General features: G+C 67.1%; 13 protein-coding genes. All 13 read right to left on the reverse strand.

Annotation, left to right across the window (positions count from 1 at the left end; genetic code table 11):
• Positions 1-25: 25 nt before the first annotated feature.
• Positions 26-529, reverse strand: a complete 504-nt coding sequence (locus ACREYQ_RS10375; RefSeq protein ID WP_432257538.1) for a DUF4149 domain-containing protein — start codon at positions 527-529, stop codon at positions 26-28.
• Positions 530-584: 55 nt separating this feature from the next.
• Positions 585-1,061, reverse strand: coding sequence for a transcription elongation factor GreA (greA, locus tag ACREYQ_RS10380; protein WP_316150524.1), 477 nt, complete (start codon positions 1,059-1,061; stop codon positions 585-587).
• A 246-nt stretch (positions 1,062-1,307) separates the two neighbouring features.
• A complete protein-coding gene (gene carB, locus ACREYQ_RS10385; RefSeq protein WP_432257539.1) occupies positions 1,308-4,556 on the reverse strand; it encodes a carbamoyl-phosphate synthase large subunit in 3,249 nt (1,082 codons plus the stop codon).
• 88 nt (positions 4,557-4,644) lie between these two features.
• A complete protein-coding gene (leuE, locus tag ACREYQ_RS10390; RefSeq protein WP_432257540.1) occupies positions 4,645-5,325 on the reverse strand; it encodes a leucine efflux protein LeuE in 681 nt (226 codons plus the stop codon).
• A gap of 36 nt (positions 5,326-5,361) precedes the next feature.
• Complete coding sequence (gene carA / locus ACREYQ_RS10395; RefSeq protein WP_432257541.1) at positions 5,362-6,498, reverse strand: glutamine-hydrolyzing carbamoyl-phosphate synthase small subunit; 1,137 nt, start codon at positions 6,496-6,498, stop codon at positions 5,362-5,364.
• Positions 6,499-6,809: 311 nt separating this feature from the next.
• Positions 6,810-7,220 carry a RidA family protein gene (locus tag ACREYQ_RS10400; protein ID WP_078197003.1) on the reverse strand — a complete coding sequence of 137 codons (411 nt, stop codon included), beginning with the start codon at positions 7,218-7,220 and terminating at the stop codon, positions 6,810-6,812.
• 45 nt (positions 7,221-7,265) lie between these two features.
• The gene (locus ACREYQ_RS10405; protein ID WP_432257542.1) at positions 7,266-7,691 is read right to left on the reverse strand and encodes an acyl-CoA thioesterase; all 426 of its coding nucleotides are present in this window, start codon (positions 7,689-7,691) and stop codon (positions 7,266-7,268) included.
• A complete protein-coding gene (locus ACREYQ_RS10410) occupies positions 7,688-9,373 on the reverse strand; it encodes an AMP-binding protein (RefSeq protein WP_432257543.1) in 1,686 nt (561 codons plus the stop codon). The genes ACREYQ_RS10405 and ACREYQ_RS10410 overlap by 4 nt, the downstream gene beginning before the upstream one ends.
• 59 nt (positions 9,374-9,432) lie before the next feature.
• On the reverse strand, positions 9,433-10,602 hold the full coding sequence (locus ACREYQ_RS10415; RefSeq protein WP_432257544.1) for an acyl-CoA dehydrogenase family protein: 1,170 nt from the start codon (positions 10,600-10,602) through the stop codon (positions 9,433-9,435).
• 6 nt (positions 10,603-10,608) lie between these two features.
• A complete protein-coding gene (locus ACREYQ_RS10420) occupies positions 10,609-11,460 on the reverse strand; it encodes an enoyl-CoA hydratase family protein (RefSeq protein WP_432257545.1) in 852 nt (283 codons plus the stop codon).
• Positions 11,461-11,495: 35 nt separating this feature from the next.
• Positions 11,496-12,299 (reverse strand): SDR family NAD(P)-dependent oxidoreductase, encoded by an 804-nt coding sequence (locus ACREYQ_RS10425; RefSeq protein ID WP_432257546.1) that lies wholly within the window; start codon positions 12,297-12,299, stop codon positions 11,496-11,498.
• On the reverse strand, positions 12,296-14,650 hold the full coding sequence (locus tag ACREYQ_RS10430; RefSeq protein WP_432257547.1) for a bifunctional salicylyl-CoA 5-hydroxylase/oxidoreductase: 2,355 nt from the start codon (positions 14,648-14,650) through the stop codon (positions 12,296-12,298). Before ACREYQ_RS10430 ends, ACREYQ_RS10425 begins: the two co-directional genes overlap by 4 nt.
• A 270-nt stretch (positions 14,651-14,920) precedes the next feature.
• On the reverse strand, positions 14,921-16,813 hold the full coding sequence (locus tag ACREYQ_RS10435) for a propionate--CoA ligase (RefSeq protein WP_432257548.1): 1,893 nt from the start codon (positions 16,811-16,813) through the stop codon (positions 14,921-14,923).
• Positions 16,814-16,864 lie beyond the last annotated feature (51 nt).

Raw genomic sequence — 16,864 nt, forward strand, 5'->3', positions numbered from 1 at the left:
CCTGTGGCGGCGCCGGCGACCGGACTCACTCCCCGGCCGAACGCGGCGCCGAAGCGCGCCACACCAGCGCCAGTGCCAGCAGGCTCTGTAGCAGGTAGAAGGCGCTCGACACGCCGTGCAGCATGCCGAACTGCCCCTTGTAAGGCGATTCGGAAACGCCGACGCCCAGCGCCAGCGCCTTTTCCTTCAGGCCGGCCATGAACGGCTGGGTGCCGAAGTAACCCGCCAGCACGCAGCACAGCATGCCCAGCACCAGCCAGCGCAGGCCACGGTAGCGATGGGCGCCGCGCCGGATCATCACGTTGCACAGCACCAGCTGCAGCACGCCGATGGTGACGCCGGTGATGGCTTCGGTATGGAACAGGTGCCCGGCGATCATGCCCGCCGTCTCGCGGCTGGGCAGCACGGAAAACAGCGTCGGCGCCACCATGTAGCCGACGGTCCACAGGCTGCCCGCCCACACCACCGTCAGCAACAGGAAGATGCGGTGCGGCAGCGGCGGCAGATTGTTATAGGAACTGGAGAACACGAGCCGGTCTTTCCGGTGGCCGGGCCAGGCGCCACGCCTGCCGGCCGCGCCGGCGTCAGATATAGCGTACGGTAATGACTTCGTACTCGCGCTCGCCGCCAGGGGCCAGCACGGTCGCGACGTCGCCTTCGAACTTGCCGATCAGCGCGCGCGCGATCGGCGAGCTGACCGAGATCTTGCCGATGTCGATATCGGCCTCGTCATCGCCCACGATCTGGTAGCTGACGGGACTGCCAGACTCCAGGTCTTCCAGGTCCACGGTGGCGCCAAAGACGATGCGGCCGTCGGTATCCAGCTGGGTCGGGTCGATGACCTGCGCGGCCGACAGCTTGGCCTCCACTTCCAGGATGCGGCCTTCGATAAAGGCCTGCTTTTCCTTGGCGGCGTCGTATTCGGCGTTTTCAGACAGGTCGCCTTGCGCGCGGGCTTCCGAGATCGCATTGATCACCGCCGGACGCTCGACAGCCTTCAGGCGCTGCAGCTCCTCCTTCAGGAGCTCTGCGCCACGCTTGGTAATCGGAATGGTGCTCATGTCTTCGTTCAACAAAAAAATGAGCCGCAGCGGAGCTGGAGCCATCCCTGGCAAACCCCGCCAGGGCACTTCCGCTCAACCGCGGCTTTCAGACAGGACCGAATGCGGGCACGCCGCATCGATCGACGAATTTGACGTAGTTTAGGCCAGGAAGCCCGCCGGCAGCAACTCCGGCGGGCTTCCTGGGGTGGCCGGGCACAGTGCGCCCGGCCTTTTGCAATGTGCTTTCGCCTTACCTTGCGGACGTCAGGCCAGCGAAGCGTGCAGGCTTTGCAGGTCGTAGACCTCCAGGCTCTGCATGTGCTTCAGGCCTTCCACCGCGGCGCGGGCGCCGGCGATGGTGGTGTAGTAAGGAATGCGGTTGGCCAGCGCCGAGGTACGGATCGAGCGCGAATCGGCAATCGCGGTGCGGGTCTCGTCCACGGTGGTGAACACCAGCGCCAGTTCGCCGTTCTTGATCATGTCCACGATATGCGGACGGCCGTCCTTGACCTTGTTGACCACCCTGACCGGGATGCCGGCGGCCTCGATGGCCGAGGCGGTGCCGCGGGTGGCAACGATCGGGTAGCCCATGTCGTGCAGCATGCGGGCCACGCCGACGGCGCGCGGCTTGTCGCTGTCCTTCACGGTGATCAGCACGGTGCCCTTCTCGGGCAGGCGCGAACCCGCGGCCAGCTGGCTCTTGAACAGCGCCTCGCCGAAGGCCTTGCCCACGCCCATCACTTCGCCGGTCGAACGCATTTCAGGTCCGAGGACCGGATCGACGCCCGGGAACTTGTTGAACGGGAACACCGCTTCCTTGACGCTGTAGTACGGCGGGATGACCTCTTCGCCGATGCCCTGCTCGTCCAGCGACTGGCCGGCCATGCAGCGCGCGGCGATCTTGGCCAGCTGCATGCCGGTGGCCTTGGACACGTACGGCACGGTACGCGAGGCGCGCGGGTTCACTTCCAGCACGTAGACGGTGTCGACGCCGTTGCTCTGCTGGATCGCGAACTGCACGTTCATCAGGCCGATCACGTTCAGGGCGCGGGCCATCGCGGCGGTCTGGCGCTTCAGTTCGGCGACGGTCTCGGCCGACAGCGAGTACGGCGGCAGCGAGCAGGCGGAGTCGCCCGAGTGCACGCCGGCCTGTTCGATGTGTTCCATCACGCCGCCGATAAACACGCGCTTGCCGTCGCAGAGTGCGTCGACGTCGCACTCGATGGCGTCGTTCAGGAAGCGGTCCAGCAGCACCGGGGAATCATTCGACACCTTGACGGCCTCGCGCATGTAGCGCTCGAGGTCGCGCGGCTCATGCACGATTTCCATGGCGCGGCCGCCCAGCACGTACGACGGGCGCACCACCAGCGGGTAGCCGATCTCTTCGGCCAGGCGCAGCGCTTCGTCCTCGGCACGCGCGGTGCGGTTGGGCGGCTGGCGCAGGCCCAGCTCCTGCAGCAGCTTCTGGAAGCGCTCGCGGTCTTCGGCCGCGTCGATCATGTCGGGGCTGGTGCCGATGATGGGCACGCCGTTGGCTTCCAGGTCCAGCGCCAGCTTCAGCGGGGTCTGGCCGCCGTACTGCACGATCACGCCGACCGGCTTTTCCTTGTCGACGATTTCCAGCACGTCTTCCAGCGTCAGCGGCTCGAAGTACAGGCGGTCCGAGGTGTCATAGTCGGTCGACACGGTTTCCGGGTTGCAGTTGACCATGATGGTCTCGTACCCGTCTTCGCGCAGCGCCAGCGCGGCGTGCACGCAGCAGTAGTCGAACTCGATGCCCTGGCCGATCCGGTTCGGGCCGCCGCCCAGCACCATGATCTTCTTCTTGTCGGTCGGCTGCGCCTCGCACTCGCCATGCTCGGCCTCGTAGGTCGAGTACATGTAGGCGGTGTTGGTGGCGAACTCGGCCGCGCAGGTGTCCACGCGCTTGTAGACCGGGCGCACGTTCTGGGCGATGCGCGCCTCGCGCACCGCCTTGGCATCGGTCTTCAGCAGTTTGGCCAGGCGGCGGTCCGAGAAGCCCTTCTGCTTCAGGTAGCGCAGCTCGGCGGTCGACAGGCTGTCCAGCGTGCGCGACTTGACCAGGCCTTCAGTCTTGACGATGTCTTCGATCTGGGCCAGGAACCAGGGGTCGATGTCGGTCTCGGCATGGACCTCTTCCAGCGACATGCCCAGGCGGAACGCGTCGCCCACGTACCAGATGCGGTCGGGGCCGGCTTCGCCGATTTCCTCGACCACCTCATCGCGGTCCGACGACTTTTCGTCCAGGCCGTCGACGCCCACTTCCAGGCCGCGCAGGGCCTTCTGGAACGATTCCTGGAAGGTGCGGCCCATGGCCATCACCTCGCCCACCGACTTCATCTGGGTGGTCAGGTGGCTGTCGGCCTGCGGGAATTTCTCGAAGGCGAAGCGCGGCACCTTGGTGACCACGTAGTCGATCGACGGCTCGAACGAGGCCGGGGTCGCGCCGCCGGTGATTTCGTTCTTGAGTTCGTCCAGCGTGTAGCCCACGGCCAGCTTGGCCGCGACCTTGGCGATCGGGAAGCCGGTGGCCTTGGACGCCAGCGCCGACGAACGCGACACGCGCGGGTTCATCTCGATGACGATCATGCGACCGTCCTTCGGGTTGATCGAGAACTGCACGTTGGAGCCGCCGGTATCGACGCCGATCTCGCGCAGCACGGCCAGCGAGGCGTTGCGCAGGATCTGGTATTCCTTGTCGGTCAGGGTCTGGGCCGGGGCCACGGTGATCGAGTCGCCGGTGTGGATGCCCATCGGGTCCAGGTTCTCGATCGAGCAGATGATGATGCAGTTGTCCTTCTTGTCGCGGACCACTTCCATCTCATACTCTTTCCAGCCCAGCAGCGATTCTTCGATCAGCAGCTCGCGCGTCGGCGACAGGTCCAGGCCGCGCTTGCAGATCTCTTCGAATTCTTCGCGGTTGTAGGCAATGCCGCCGCCGCTGCCGCCCAGCGTGAACGACGGGCGGATCACGATCGGGTAGCCGCCGCTGCCGGTTTCCTGGGCAATGCGCGACTGCACGGCCATGGCTTCGTCCATCGAGTGGGCGATGCCCGACTTGGCCGAACCCAGACCGATCTTGGTCATCGCGTCCTTGAACTTCTGGCGGTCCTCGGCCTTGTCGATGGCTTCGGGCGAGGCGCCGATCAGTTCCACCTTGTACTTGTCCAGCACGCCATGGCGATGCAGGTCCAGCGCGCAGTTCAGCGCGGTCTGGCCGCCCATGGTCGGCAGGATCGCATCAGGACGCTCCTTCTCGATGATGCGCTCGACCACTTCCCAGGTGATCGGCTCGATGTAGGTCACATCGGCCGTGTTGGGATCGGTCATGATGGTCGCCGGGTTGGAGTTGACCAGGATGACCTTGAAGCCTTCCTCGCGCAGCGCCTTGCAGGCCTGGGCGCCGGAGTAGTCGAACTCGCACGCCTGGCCGATGATGATGGGGCCCGCGCCGATGATCAGGATGCTCTTGATGTCTGTGCGTTTTGGCATTGCACGCTCTCTTTATGGGCCGGTCCGCCTTGCCTGCGGACCGCGCCGGTAATCAGGGAATCCTTCCGGATTCAAAATATCGTCTGGCTCAGTTCATCGTGGCCGTCGCCAGCTTGGCGCCGAAGCCGATGAACATCGCGCCTACCCCGCTGGACATGCCGGCCGACAGCCGGCGGCGGCGCCGGAACGCTTCGGCCAGCTTCGCGCCCACGAAGATGATCGTGGTCAGGTAGGCAAAGCTGCAGATCTGGCACACCAGCCCCAGCACACCGAACGACAGCACCGGGTACGCAAAGGCCGGGTCGACGAACTGGATGAAGAACGAGATGAAGAACAGGATGGCCTTCGGGTTCAGCAGGCTGATCAGCAGCGCCTTGCGGAACGGGTTGGACTGGTCGGGTGCGGGTGCGGGCGCGCTCGCCGTGGCAGGCGCGGCTTCGCCGCGCGCTGCCCAGTTGCGCAGCGCGCCGCGCAGCATGTTGAATCCAATCCACGCCAGGTAGGCCGCGCCGATGTACTTCACCACGTAGAACAGCGCCGGGCTGGCCTTGAGCAGCGAGGCCACGCCCGCCGCCGACAGCACCATCAGCACGAAGTCGCCCAGGAACACCCCGCACGCGCCCTTGTAGCCGGCGCGCACGCCGCGCTGCGCCGCCACCGACAGCACATACATCGAGTTCGGCCCCGGCAGCAGCACGATGAAGATCGTGCCCAGCACGTAGGTCCAGAAATCGGTGATGCCGAAGGCGGTATGCATGAAGGCGTTCATGGGATGTCCCTGTGTCTGCGCTGTTCCCGGCTGCGCTTACTTGCGCGCGTCGGTCATCAGCTGGATAAAGCGGTCGAACAGGTAGGCCACGTCGTTCGGGCCGGGCGATGCTTCCGGGTGGCCCTGGAAGCAGAACGCCGGCTTGTCGGTCAGCGCGAAACCCTGCAGCGAACCGTCGAACAGCGACTTGTGCGTGACGCGCACGTTCGACGGCAGCGTGTCGGCGTCGACCGCGAAGCCGTGGTTCTGCGACGTGATCACCACGCGGCCGTCGTCCAGGTCCTTGACCGGATGGTTGGCGCCGTGGTGGCCGAACTTCATCTTCAGGGTCTTGGCGCCAACGGCCAGGGCCATGATCTGGTGACCCAGGCAGATGCCGAAGGTCGGGATGCCGCGTTCGATGAACTCGCGCGTGGCGGCGATGGCGTAGTCGCACGGCTCGGGGTCGCCGGGGCCGTTGGACAGGAACACGCCGTCCGGATTCAGCGCCAGCGCGTCGGCGGCACTTGCCTGGGCGGGCAGCACCGTGACCTTGCAGCCGCGCTCGGCCAGCATGCGCAGGATGTTGTACTTGACGCCGTAGTCATAGGCGACCACGTGGAACTGCGGCTGGTCCTGCTTGCCGTAGCCTTCGCCCAGCTTCCATTCGGACTGGGTCCACTGGTACGGTTCCTTGACCGAAACCACCTTGGCCAGGTCCATGCCGGTCAGGCCGGGGAACGAGCGGGCCAGGTCGATGGCCTTCTGGACATTGTCCTCGCCGGCCAGGATGCAGCCGTTCTGGGCGCCCTTCTCGCGCAGGATACGCGTCAGCTTGCGCGTATCGATGCCGGCGATGGCCACCACCTTTTCCTGCTTCAGGTAGTGGCCAAGGGTGTGTTCCTTGCGGAAGTTGGAGGCCAGGATCGGCAGATCCTTGATGATCAGGCCGGCGGCATGGACTTTCGTGGCTTCGACATCCTCAGGGTTGACCCCGTAGTTACCGATATGCGGATACGTCAGCGTGACGATCTGCCGCGAGTAACTCGGGTCGGTGAGGATTTCCTGGTAGCCGGTGATGGCGGTGTTGAACACCACTTCACCGATGGTATGGCCGGAAGCGCCAATGGAATAGCCACGAAAGACCGTGCCGTCTGCAAGCGCGAGAATGGCGGACGGAAAAGACGGTAACACGGGTAGGCTCCTGCTGGACTCACCCCGTGACCGACCAATCGACGCCTCGTGCCTCCCAGGCCGGATCCGTGACGGCGGCAGCGGCATTGCGCCGATGCGGTCGGATCCGGTCGCGACATGCTCTTTGCATCACATCAAGTGCGGACGGCAAAGGCGGCGCGGATGGGGGCGGCGGAAGGTGGAAAGCGGTAGGCGCTAGGGTGAAGGGTTCTGAAAGCGAAACTTTCGAATTATATCCCGCGCCACCCAATTTCTCAAGTTTTCAAGGACTTGCGCGCGGCAGGCGGCCGCGCCGCCCTGCGCCAGCTGCGTTACGCCTGCGGCGGCACGACCGCCGTGACCTCGATTTCCACCTTGGCGCGCGGCTCCACCAGGTCCGCGACCTCGACCGCCGTCATCGCCGGGAAGTGGCGGCCGATGATGGCCCGGTAATGTTCGCCGATCGCCCGGTAGGCACCGACGTATTCCGCCTTGTCCTTCACATACCAGGTCATGCGCACGATATGCTCCGGCCGCGCGTCGCCGGCCGCCAGCACGGCAACCACATTGCGCAGCGCCTGCGCCACCTGCAGGCCGAAGTCGTCGGTCTCGAATTCACATTTACCGGTCCAGCCGATCTGGCCGCCGACAAAGAGCAGGCGGCTGCCCACCTGCATTTCGGTCATGGTGCCGTTGGCGTAGCCACGCGGGGGTGCCCAGTCGGGCGGCTGCAGGATCTTCATGGTGTGTTCCTGTTGATAGCTTTATGGATGAATGGAGTCCGGGACTCAGGCCGTGGCGACCAGATAGGCCGACATGGCCGCGCGCACGGCATCGGGCAACGGCTGGGGAGCAATCGAGCCGGTATCGACACAGACCAGCCGCTGCGTCACTTCCATGCGGGTATCGTCGTGCGGGCCGGCAAAGCGGATCGCCAGGGTGAAGCTGGATTGCCCGAGCTTCAGCACGCGCAGTTCACGCGTCAGCACCTCGCCCAGCCGGCTTGGCGCCAGGAAGCGGCACGCCAGCTCGGCGGTCGGCACGCCGGCGCGGCCCTCGCCATGCATGGCATCGAACGGCCAGCCCAACGCCTCGCTGAACCAGTCTTCGATCAGGTCGTTGAGCATCTCGAAATAGCGCGGGTAGAACACGATGCCGGCGGCGTCGCAGTGCTTGAAGCGCACCAGCACGGTGCTGCGGAACACGGGGCTCATGGCTTCCCTCCGCCGTTGTTGTTGCCACCATTGCCGTTGCCTTGCTCCGCCATCTGCCGCAGCCGGAAGCGCTGCAGCTTGCCGGTCTCGGTGCGCGGCAGCGCGGGCACGAACACGATGCGGCGCGGATACTTGTAGGGCGCGATCTGGCGCTTGACGTAGTCCTGCAGCGCGGTGCGCGTGGCGTCGTCCGCCGCCGTGCCCTCGCGCAGCACCACATAGGCGGTGACCACCTGCCCGCGCTCATCGTCGGGGGCGCCGACCACGCCGCATTCGGCAACGGCCTGGTGCTGCATCAGCGCGCTTTCCACCTCCGGCCCGGCAATGTTGTAGCCGGCCGAGATGATCATGTCGTCCGAGCGCGACTGGTAGAAGTAGTAGCCGTCCTCGTCGGCCACGAAGGTATCGCCCGGCAGGTTCCAGCCCGCTTTCACATAGTTGGCCTGGCGCGGATCGTCCAGGTAGCGGCAGCCGGTCGGGCCCTGCACCGCCAGCTTGCCGACCTGGCCCGGCGGCAAGGGCTGCATGTTCTCGTCGACGATCTGCGCCACATAGCCGGGCACCACGCGCCCGATCGCGCCGGGCTTCACGTCGGCGCCGGCGCTGGAGATAAAGATATGCATCATCTCCGTGCCGCCGATGCCATCGGTCATCTCGATACCGGTGGCTGCCTTCCAGCTCTGGCGCGTGGCATCCGGCAGGGCCTCGCCGGCCGACACGCTCTTCTTCAGGCTGGACAGGTCATAGCGCGGGGCCAGCGCAGCCATCTGCCGGTAGAAGGTCGGCGCGGTAAAGACGATGGTGGCGCGGAAATCCTGGATCAGTTCGAGCAATGTCTCTGGCGTCAGCTTCTCGGCCAGCACGGCGCTGGCGCCGATGCGCAGCGGGAAACACAGCATGCCGCCCAGCCCGAAGGTAAAAGCGATCGGCGGCGTGCCGCAGAACACATCGTCCGGCTGCGGGCGCAGTACCTGGCGCGGGAACAGGTCGCACATGGCCAGCACGTCGCGGTGGAAGTGCATGGTGCCCTTGGGCTGGCCGGTGGTGCCGCTGGTGAAGGCGATCAGGCAGACATCGTCGCTGGCGGTGTCGCAGGCGTCGAAGGTCTGCGGCTTGCCCGCCATCGCCGCCTCGAGCGAACCCTCGCCTTCACCGTTGAAGTACAGCGCGCGTGCCAGGCTCGGGCAATGGAACTCGCCGCCCGCCTGCTGGTTGGCATCGAGTTCCTCGCGCAGCCGCGCATCGCACAGCGCGGCGCTGACGTGGGCCTTGTCGATGATCTGCTTCAGTTCCTTGGCGCGCAGCAGCGGCATGGTCGGCACCGCGATCAGCCCGGACTTGACGGTAGCCAGCCAGCTGGCCGCCATCATCAGGTTGTTGGGTCCGCGCAGCAGCACGCGGTTGCCCGGCACCAGCTTCATGTCCTCGACCAGCACATGGGCGATGCGGTTCACCAGCGCCGCCAGCTGCGCATAGGTGACCGTCTCGATCTTCCCTTCGCGGCGATGGCGGATGGCGATGCGCTCGCCGCGGCCCTCGCTGACATGGCGGTCGACCAGCTCCACCGCGGCGTTCATCCGCTCCGGATAGTCGGTATCGGCATTGAAGCGGAACACCGGCCACGTGTCGGGCGGCGGCAGCCGGTCGCGCGCGAAGGTATCCAGGTGGGCTGTGGTCGCCATGACTTGTCTCCTGTCTGCTCTGTATCGGTACGGCAGTTCGTGGGCAGCTCGCGGGCGCGTCAGGCCTTGCGCCCGGCCAGCGTCTCGCGCGCAATGATCAGCTTCTGCACTTCGGTGGCGCCTTCATAGATGCGCAGCGAGCGGATCTCGCGGTACAGGCTCTCCACCCGCGTGCCAACCTTGACGCCAAGGCCGCCGAACATCTGCACCGCGCGGTCGATCACCTGCTGCGCGTTCTCGGTCGCCACCATCTTGGCCATGGCCGCCTCGCGCGTGGTGCGCTGGCCCTTGACATCGCGCAGCCAGGCCGCGCGGTAGGTCAGCAGCGCCGCGGCGTCGATGGCGGTGGCCATGTCGCCGATGGCGGCCTGCGTGAGCTGCAGGTCGGCCAGCACGCCGCCGAACATCGGGCGCGCGCAGGCGCGTGCCAGCGCGTCGTCCAGCGCGGCGCGGCCGAAGCCCAGCGCAGCCGCCGCAACCGACGCACGGAAGATGTCGAGCGTCATCATCGCCACCTTGAAGCCCTGCCCCGCCTCGCCCAGCCGGTTGCCCACCGGCACGCGGCAGTTGTCGAAACGCAGCGTGGCCAGCGGATGCGGCGCCATCACGTCGATGCGCTCGGCGATGGTCAGGCCCGGCGTATCCGCATCCACCACGAAGGCGGAGATGCCGCGCGCGCCCGGCGCCTCGCCGGTGCGCACGAACACGCAGTAGAAGTCGGCGATGCCGCCGTTGGAAATCCAGGTCTTGGCGCCATCGATCACATAGTGGCTGCCGTCATCCGACAGCCGTGCGCTGCACTGCATCGCGGCGACATCGGAGCCGGCCTCCGGCTCCGACAGCGCAAACGCTGCGATCGCCTCGCCGCGGGCCACGCGCGGCAGGTAGTGCGCGCGCAGCGCGTCGCTGCCGGCCAGCGAAATCGCCCCCGAGCCCAGCCCCTGCATGGCAAAGGCGAAATCGGCCAGGCCGTCGTGGCGCGCCAGCGTCTCGCGCAGCAGGCACAGCGAGCGCGAATCCAGCGCGGGCAGCGCACCGCCGTGCGCGGCCGGCACGCAGTAGCGCAGCCAGCCGGCCTCGCCCAGTTGCCGCACCAGCGCGCGGCAGGCGGCATCGGTATCGCTGTGGTCGACATGCAGGTGCTGCGCGCACCAGGCGTCGAGTTCGCACTCGAGCGTGCGGTGCGCGTCGTCGAACAGCGGCAGGTCCAGGTAGGTCTTGTCGGACATGGCGGCTCAGTCCCCTTCGAATACCGGCTTCGTCTTGGCGACGAAGGCCTCGTAAGCGCGGCGGAAGTCGCGCGTCTGCATGCAGATGGCCTGGGCTTCAGCCTCGGCTTCGATGGCCTCGTCCAGCCCCATGTTCCATTCCTGGTGCAGCAGCTTCTTGGTCACACCGTGGGCAAAGGTCGGGCCGGCGGCCAGTTGCGCGGCCAGCGCCTGCGCCTGCGCCAGCACCGCTTCGGACGGGTGCAGCGCGTTGAAGAAGCCCCATTGCAGGCCCTCTTCCGCGCTCATCGCGCGGCCGGTGTAGAGCAGCTCGCTGGCGCGCCCCTGCCCGATCACGCGCGGCAGCAGCGTGCACGCGCCCATGTCGGCACCGGCCAGGCCGACGCGCGTGAACAGGAACGCGGTCCTGGCCTGCGCCGTGCCCAGCCGCAAGTCAGAGGCCAGTGCCATCATCGCGCCGGCACCGGCGCAGATGCCGTCGACCGCGCTCACCACCGGCTGCGGGCAGGCGCGCATCGCCTTGACCAGGTCGCCGGTCATGCGCGTGAAATCGAGCAGTTCCGGCATGGTCATGCGCGTGAGCGGGCCGATGATCTCGTGCACGTCGCCGCCCGAGCAGTAGTTGCCGCCCGCGCCGGTCACCACCACCGCCTTGATGTCGCTGGCGTAGCACAGGCCGCGGAACAGGTCGCGCAGCTCGGCATAGGAATCGAAAGTCAGCGGGTTCTTGCGCTCCGGACGGTTCAGCGTCACGGTGCCGACCTTGCCGTCGCCGGACACCGACCACAGGAAGTGCTTCGGCGCATAGCCGGCAAAGCTGCGCTTGTGGTGGCGCATGTCGAGTGCGATGTCTGTCATGGGTTTCTCTCGTTGTCAGTTGCAGTCGGTCTGGTTCAGCCTGCCATCACTTCGCCGCCGGCGACGGGAATTGCCTGGCCGGTGATCGCGCCCGCGGACGGCTGGCACAGCCAGGCCACCGCGTCGGCCACTTCCTCGGGCTGCACCAGCCGGCGTTGCGGGTTGCGCGCGGCCAGTTCGGCGCGCGCCTGTTCCTCGGTGCGGCCGGTCTTGCCGACGATATTGGCGACCGCGTCGCGCACGATGTCGGTTTCGGTATAGCCCGGGCAGACCGCGTTGACGGTCACGCCCCTGGCCGCGGTTTCCAGCGCCAGCGCGCGCGTCAGGCCGATCACGCCGTGCTTGGCCGCGCAGTACGCGCTGACGTAGCCATAGCCGATCAGCCCCGCCGTGCTGGCCACATTGACGATGCGGCCCCAGCCCGCGTCGAGCATTGCCGGCAGCGCCGCCTGCGTGCACAGGAAGGTGCCGGTCAGGTTCACGTCCAGCATGCGCTGCCACAGCGCGGCATCGGTCTTCAGGAACGGTGCGCTGTGCGCCTGGCCGGCGTTGTTGACCAGCATCGACACCGGGCCGGCCTGCTCACTGGCGGCGGCAAAGGCATGCGCCACGCTGTCGGCATCGGCAATATCAGCCGTGACAAAGGACACCACGGCGCCTGCAAGGGCCGAATCGCGCAGCGCCTGTACCGCCGCCTCCAGCGTGCCGGCATCGCGCCCCAGCAGCGTCACGCTGGCGCCATCGGCCAGCAGCCGGCGCGCGATCGCCGCGCCGATGCCGCGCCCGCCGCCGGTGACCAGCGCGTGGCGTCCTGACAATGAACCCGTGCTGCGCGTCATCCCTGCTTCTCCTGCGCCGCGGCGCGTTCCAGGTTGGTTTCGAGTTGCCGCTTGCCGGCCTGGTACTGCTTGGGCCAGGCGATATCGCGGTAGCCGATGCGCGCCGCTTCCTGCAGCGTCCAGGCCGGGTTGGCCAGGTGCGGCCGCGCGATCGCGCACAGGTCGGCGCGGCCTGCGGCGACAATGGAGTCGACATGGTCGGCCTCGAAGATCGCGCCCACCGCGATGGTGGCGATGCCGGCCTCGTTGCGGATGCGGTCGGCAAACGGGGTCTGGTACATGCGGCCGTAGACCGGCGCCTGGTCGGGGCTGACCTGCCCGGACGAACAGTCGATCATGTCGGCGCCGGCGCCCTTGAAGGCGCGCGCGATTTCGACTGCGTCATCGGGCGTGATGCCGCCTTCCACCCAGTCGTGCGCCGAGATACGGACCGACATCGGCTTGTCTTGCGGCCAGACCGCGCGCACCGCGGCAAACACCTCGAGCGGGTAGCGCAGCCGCGCCGCCAGCGAGCCGCCGTACTCGTCCTCACGCGTATTGGCCAGCGGCGAGATAAAGCTCGACAGCAGGTAGCCGTGCGCGCAGTGCAGTTCCAGCCAGTCGAAGCCGGCCTCGGCAGCGCGGCGCGCGCTGGCGACGAAGTCATCGCGCACGCGGTCCATGTCTTCGCGTGTCATCTCGCGCGGGGTCTGCGATTCGCCCGGCAGGTAGGGCAGCGGCGAGGCCGACATCACCGGCCAGTTGCCTTCCGGCAGCGGATGGTCCATCGCCTCCCAGCCGAGCTGCGTCGAGCCCTTGCGGCCCGAGTGCCCGATCTGCATGGCGATGCGTGCATCGCTGTTGGCATGCACGAAGTCGACGATGCGCCGCCAGGCGTCGCGCTGCGCGTCATTCCACAAACCCGGGCATCCCGGCGTGATGCGCGCATCGGGCGACACGCAGGTCATCTCCGCCACCACCATGCCGGCGCCGCCGAGCGCGCGCGAGCCCAGGTGGACCAGGTGGAAGTCGCCCGGCACGCCGTCGGTGCACGAGTACATCGCCATCGGCGACACCACCACGCGGTTCTTCAGCATGACCCCGCGCATGCGGAACGGCGTGAACATCGGCGGCAGCGGCTGGTGCTCGCGCAGGCGCAGGCTGTCCGCCGGCACGCCGGCCTGCTGCCCCAGCCAGTGTTCGAACTGCGCCACGTAGCCGGCGTCGCGCACGCGCAGGTTCTCATGCGAGATGCGCTGCGAGCGCGTCAGCAGCGAGTAGGCGAACTGCTCCGGCGGCAGGCTGCCGGCGTAGCGCTCGACGTTCTCGAACCATTCAGTCGAGTTGCGCGCAGCGTTCTGGATCTTCAGCACCTCCACGCCGCGCGTGGCTTCATAGCGCGACAGTGCATCGGGCAGGCCGTCATGGCCCTTGCCGCGGATCTCCTCGGCCAGGTCGATGGCGTCTTCCAGCGCCAGCTTGGTGCCCGAGCCGATCGAGAAATGCGCGGTGTGCGCGGCATCGCCCATCAGCACCACCGGCACGCGGCGGCCGTCGGGCAAGGTATTCCAGTGCACCCACTGCCGGCAGATCACACGCGGAAAGCGGATCCAGATGGCCGAGCCGCGCAGGTGCGCCGCATTGGTGATCAGCTTGTTGCCGTCGAGGTAGCGCGCGAACAGCTTCTCGCAATAGGCCACGCCCTCTTCCTGGCTCATCTGCTCGATGCCCGCGGCGCGCCAGACCGGTTCCGGCGCCTCCACGATAAAGGTAGAAGTGGTGTCGTCAAAGCGGTAGGCGTGCGCCTGGAACCAGCCGTGCTCGGTCTTCTCGAAGGCAAAGGTGAAGGCGTCGAAGAGCTTGTGCGTGCCCAGCCAGACAAAGCGGCACTGGCGCGTATCGATATCCGGCTGGAACGTGTCGGCGTAGCGGGTGCGGATGCGGCTGTTCAGGCCGTCGGAGGCGATCACCAGGTCGGCCTGGTATTGCATCGCCAGCGCCTGGTCGTCGGACACATCGGTCTCGAACACCAGCTTTACACCCAGCGCCTCGCAGCGCGCCTGCAGGATATTGAGCAGCCGCTTGCGGCCGATGCCGATAAAGCCATGGCCGCCGGAGCGGATGGTGCGCCCGCCGATATGGATGTCGATATCGTCCCAGTGGTTGAAGGCCGCGTTGATCTCGGCGGCACTGACGGGGTCGGCTTCCTTCAGGTTGTCCATGGTGGCGTCGGAGAACACCACGCCCCAGCCGAAGGTGTCGTAGGGCCGGTTGCGCTCGACCACGATGACCTCGTTGGCCGGGTCCTGCAGCTTCATCAGCAGGCCGAAATACAGGCCTGACGGGCCGCCACCAATACAAAGCACTCGCATCTTTTTTGCCTCCTGCCGGCTGCGCCGCGGCACCTTGCCCCGGGGCCGCACCGCCATCTACATCATGTTTAAATATTTTATGCTTCAAATATTAGTCTGCATCACGACCGATGGCAAGGACGCGATGCAGTGTGCCCCGCAAGGCACCCCCAATCGCCCTAATGCCGTTCAGTTAACCACCGTCGTTCCCGCGCAGGCGGGAACCCAGTGACTTCGCCCCCAAAGGGGACGTGAAAGACGCTGGATTCCCGCCTGCGCGGGAATGACAGGCTAGCCTTTCAGCGCCGCCTGCAACTGCTCCAGGGCGCCCGGATCCTCAATCGTAGTCAGATCGCCGGGGTCGCGCCCTTCGGCCACGGCCTGCATGGCGCGCCGCAGCAACTTGCCCGAACGCGTCTTGGGCAGCGCATTCACAAAGAAGACGCGTGCCGGCCGGGCCACGGCGCCCAGTTGCTGCTCCACCGTTCTCATCAACTCGCCCTCCAGCGCCAGCCGCGCTTCGGGCGTGGCCGTGCACGCCGGATCACGCGCGATGCAGAAGGCCATCGCCACCTGCCCTTTGAGCGCGTCGTGCACGCCCACCACCGCCACCTCGGCCACGGCGGCGCTGGACGACAGGCTTTCCTCGATCTCGCGGGTGCCCAGGCGGTGGCCGGCCACGTTGATCACGTCGTCGGTGCGGCCCAGGATAAAGACATAGCCGTCCGCGTCGCGCACGCCCCAGTCGAAGGTCGAATAACACAGCCGGTTCGGCACTGCCTGCCAGTAAGTGCGCACGAAGCGGTCGTCGTCGCCCCACACCGTGCTCATGCATCCGGGCGGCAGCGGGCCGTCGATGGCGACCACGCCCTTCTGCCCCGGCGGGCATTCCGCGCCGGTGTTCTCGTCGACGATCTTCAGGTCATAGCCATAGGCCGGCACGCCGGGCGAGCCCAGCTTGGGCGGCAGCGGCTCGATGCCGCGCTGGATCGCCAGGATGGGCCAGCCGGATTCGGTCTGCCAGTAGTTGTCGACCACCGGCTTGCCCAGGCCGTCCTGGATCCAGCGCGCGGTGGGCTCGTCCAGCGGCTCGCCGGCCAGGAACAACAGGCGCAGGCTGGACAGGTCGTAGCGGCTCAGCCAGGCCGGGTCCTGCTTCTTCAGCACGCGGATGGCGGTCGGCGCGCTGAACATCAGGTTGACCTGGTATTGCTCCACCAGCCGCCACAGGATGCCGCCGTCCGGGCGGATCGGCGTGCCTTCATACATCAGCGTGGTCATGCCGGCCAGCAGCGGCCCGTAGACGATATAGCTGTGCCCCACCACCCAGCCGATATCCGACGCGGTGAACATGGTGTCGCCAGGCTTGCCGCAGAAGATGTATTCCATCGACGTGGCCAGGGCCACCGCATAGCCGCCGGTATCGCGCTGCACGCCCTTGGGCTTGCCGGTGGTGCCGGAGGTGTAGAGCACGTACGATGGCTCGCTCGATTCCAGCCACACGCACGGCACCTGCGTGCCGGCCACGCGCTCGCGCCAGGCGGCATAGTCTTGGTCGCGTCCTTCGGTGCGCGGCATGTCCGCCAGTTTCCGGTCCACCAGCAGCACCTTTTCGGGCTGGTGCGACGACAGCCGGATGGCCTCGTCCAGCAGCGGCTTGTACGGCACCACCTTGCCGGCACGCGAGCCGGCGTCGGCGCTGACCACCACGCGCGGGCGGGCATCCTCGATGCGCGCCGCCAGGCTGACCGAGGCAAAGCCCCCGAACACCACCGAATGGATCGCGCCGATGCGCACGCACGCCAGCATCGCAAACGCGGCCTCCGGGATCATCGGCATATAGATCAGCACGCGGTCGCCCTTCTGCACGCCCAGGCCCTGCAGGGTCGCAGCCATGCGGCAGACTTCGTCGTGCAGTTCGGCATAGGTATAGGTGCGGGCCTGGTCGGTCTCGGTCGAGACCCAGTGCAGCGCCGGCTGGCCGGCGCGGGCCGCCAGGTGGCGATCGACCGCGTTGTGGCACAGGTTGGTGCGCCCGCCCACGAACCAGCGCGTGAAGGGCGCGCGGCTGTTGTCCAGCACCTGGCTGAACGGGGTTTCCCAGTCGATGCGTGCCGCCTGTTCGGCCCAGAACCCTTCGGGGTCGGCCAGCGAACGGGCATGCGCGGCATGGCTTGCCGTCATGTCTGTCTCCTCCGCGTCTGCGGTCATTTGTGATATGGCCGTAGTTTGCCA

Origin of the sequence: Cupriavidus sp. TMH.W2 (assembly GCF_050847365.1) — a bacterium.
Lineage (GTDB): Bacteria > Pseudomonadota > Gammaproteobacteria > Burkholderiales > Burkholderiaceae > Cupriavidus.

Excerpts from the sequence above, each read along its gene's own strand:
- greA (WP_316150524.1), bottom strand. The coding sequence starts at position 1,061 with ATGAGCACCATTCCGATTACCAAGCGTGGCGCAGAGCTCCTGAAGGAG.
- carB (WP_432257539.1), bottom strand. The coding sequence starts at position 4,556 with ATGCCAAAACGCACAGACATCAAGAGCATCCTGATCATCGGCGCGGGC.
- leuE (WP_432257540.1), bottom strand. The coding sequence starts at position 5,325 with ATGAACGCCTTCATGCATACCGCCTTCGGCATCACCGATTTCTGGACC.
- ACREYQ_RS10400 (WP_078197003.1), bottom strand. The coding sequence starts at position 7,220 with ATGAAGATCCTGCAGCCGCCCGACTGGGCACCCCCGCGTGGCTACGCC.
- ACREYQ_RS10405 (WP_432257542.1), bottom strand. The coding sequence starts at position 7,691 with ATGAGCCCCGTGTTCCGCAGCACCGTGCTGGTGCGCTTCAAGCACTGC.
- ACREYQ_RS10410 (WP_432257543.1), bottom strand. The coding sequence starts at position 9,373 with ATGGCGACCACAGCCCACCTGGATACCTTCGCGCGCGACCGGCTGCCG.
- ACREYQ_RS10415 (WP_432257544.1), bottom strand. The coding sequence starts at position 10,602 with ATGTCCGACAAGACCTACCTGGACCTGCCGCTGTTCGACGACGCGCAC.
- ACREYQ_RS10420 (WP_432257545.1), bottom strand. The coding sequence starts at position 11,460 with ATGACAGACATCGCACTCGACATGCGCCACCACAAGCGCAGCTTTGCC.
- ACREYQ_RS10425 (WP_432257546.1), bottom strand. The coding sequence starts at position 12,299 with ATGACGCGCAGCACGGGTTCATTGTCAGGACGCCACGCGCTGGTCACC.
- ACREYQ_RS10430 (WP_432257547.1), bottom strand. The coding sequence starts at position 14,650 with ATGCGAGTGCTTTGTATTGGTGGCGGCCCGTCAGGCCTGTATTTCGGC.
- ACREYQ_RS10435 (WP_432257548.1), bottom strand. The coding sequence starts at position 16,813 with ATGACGGCAAGCCATGCCGCGCATGCCCGTTCGCTGGCCGACCCCGAA.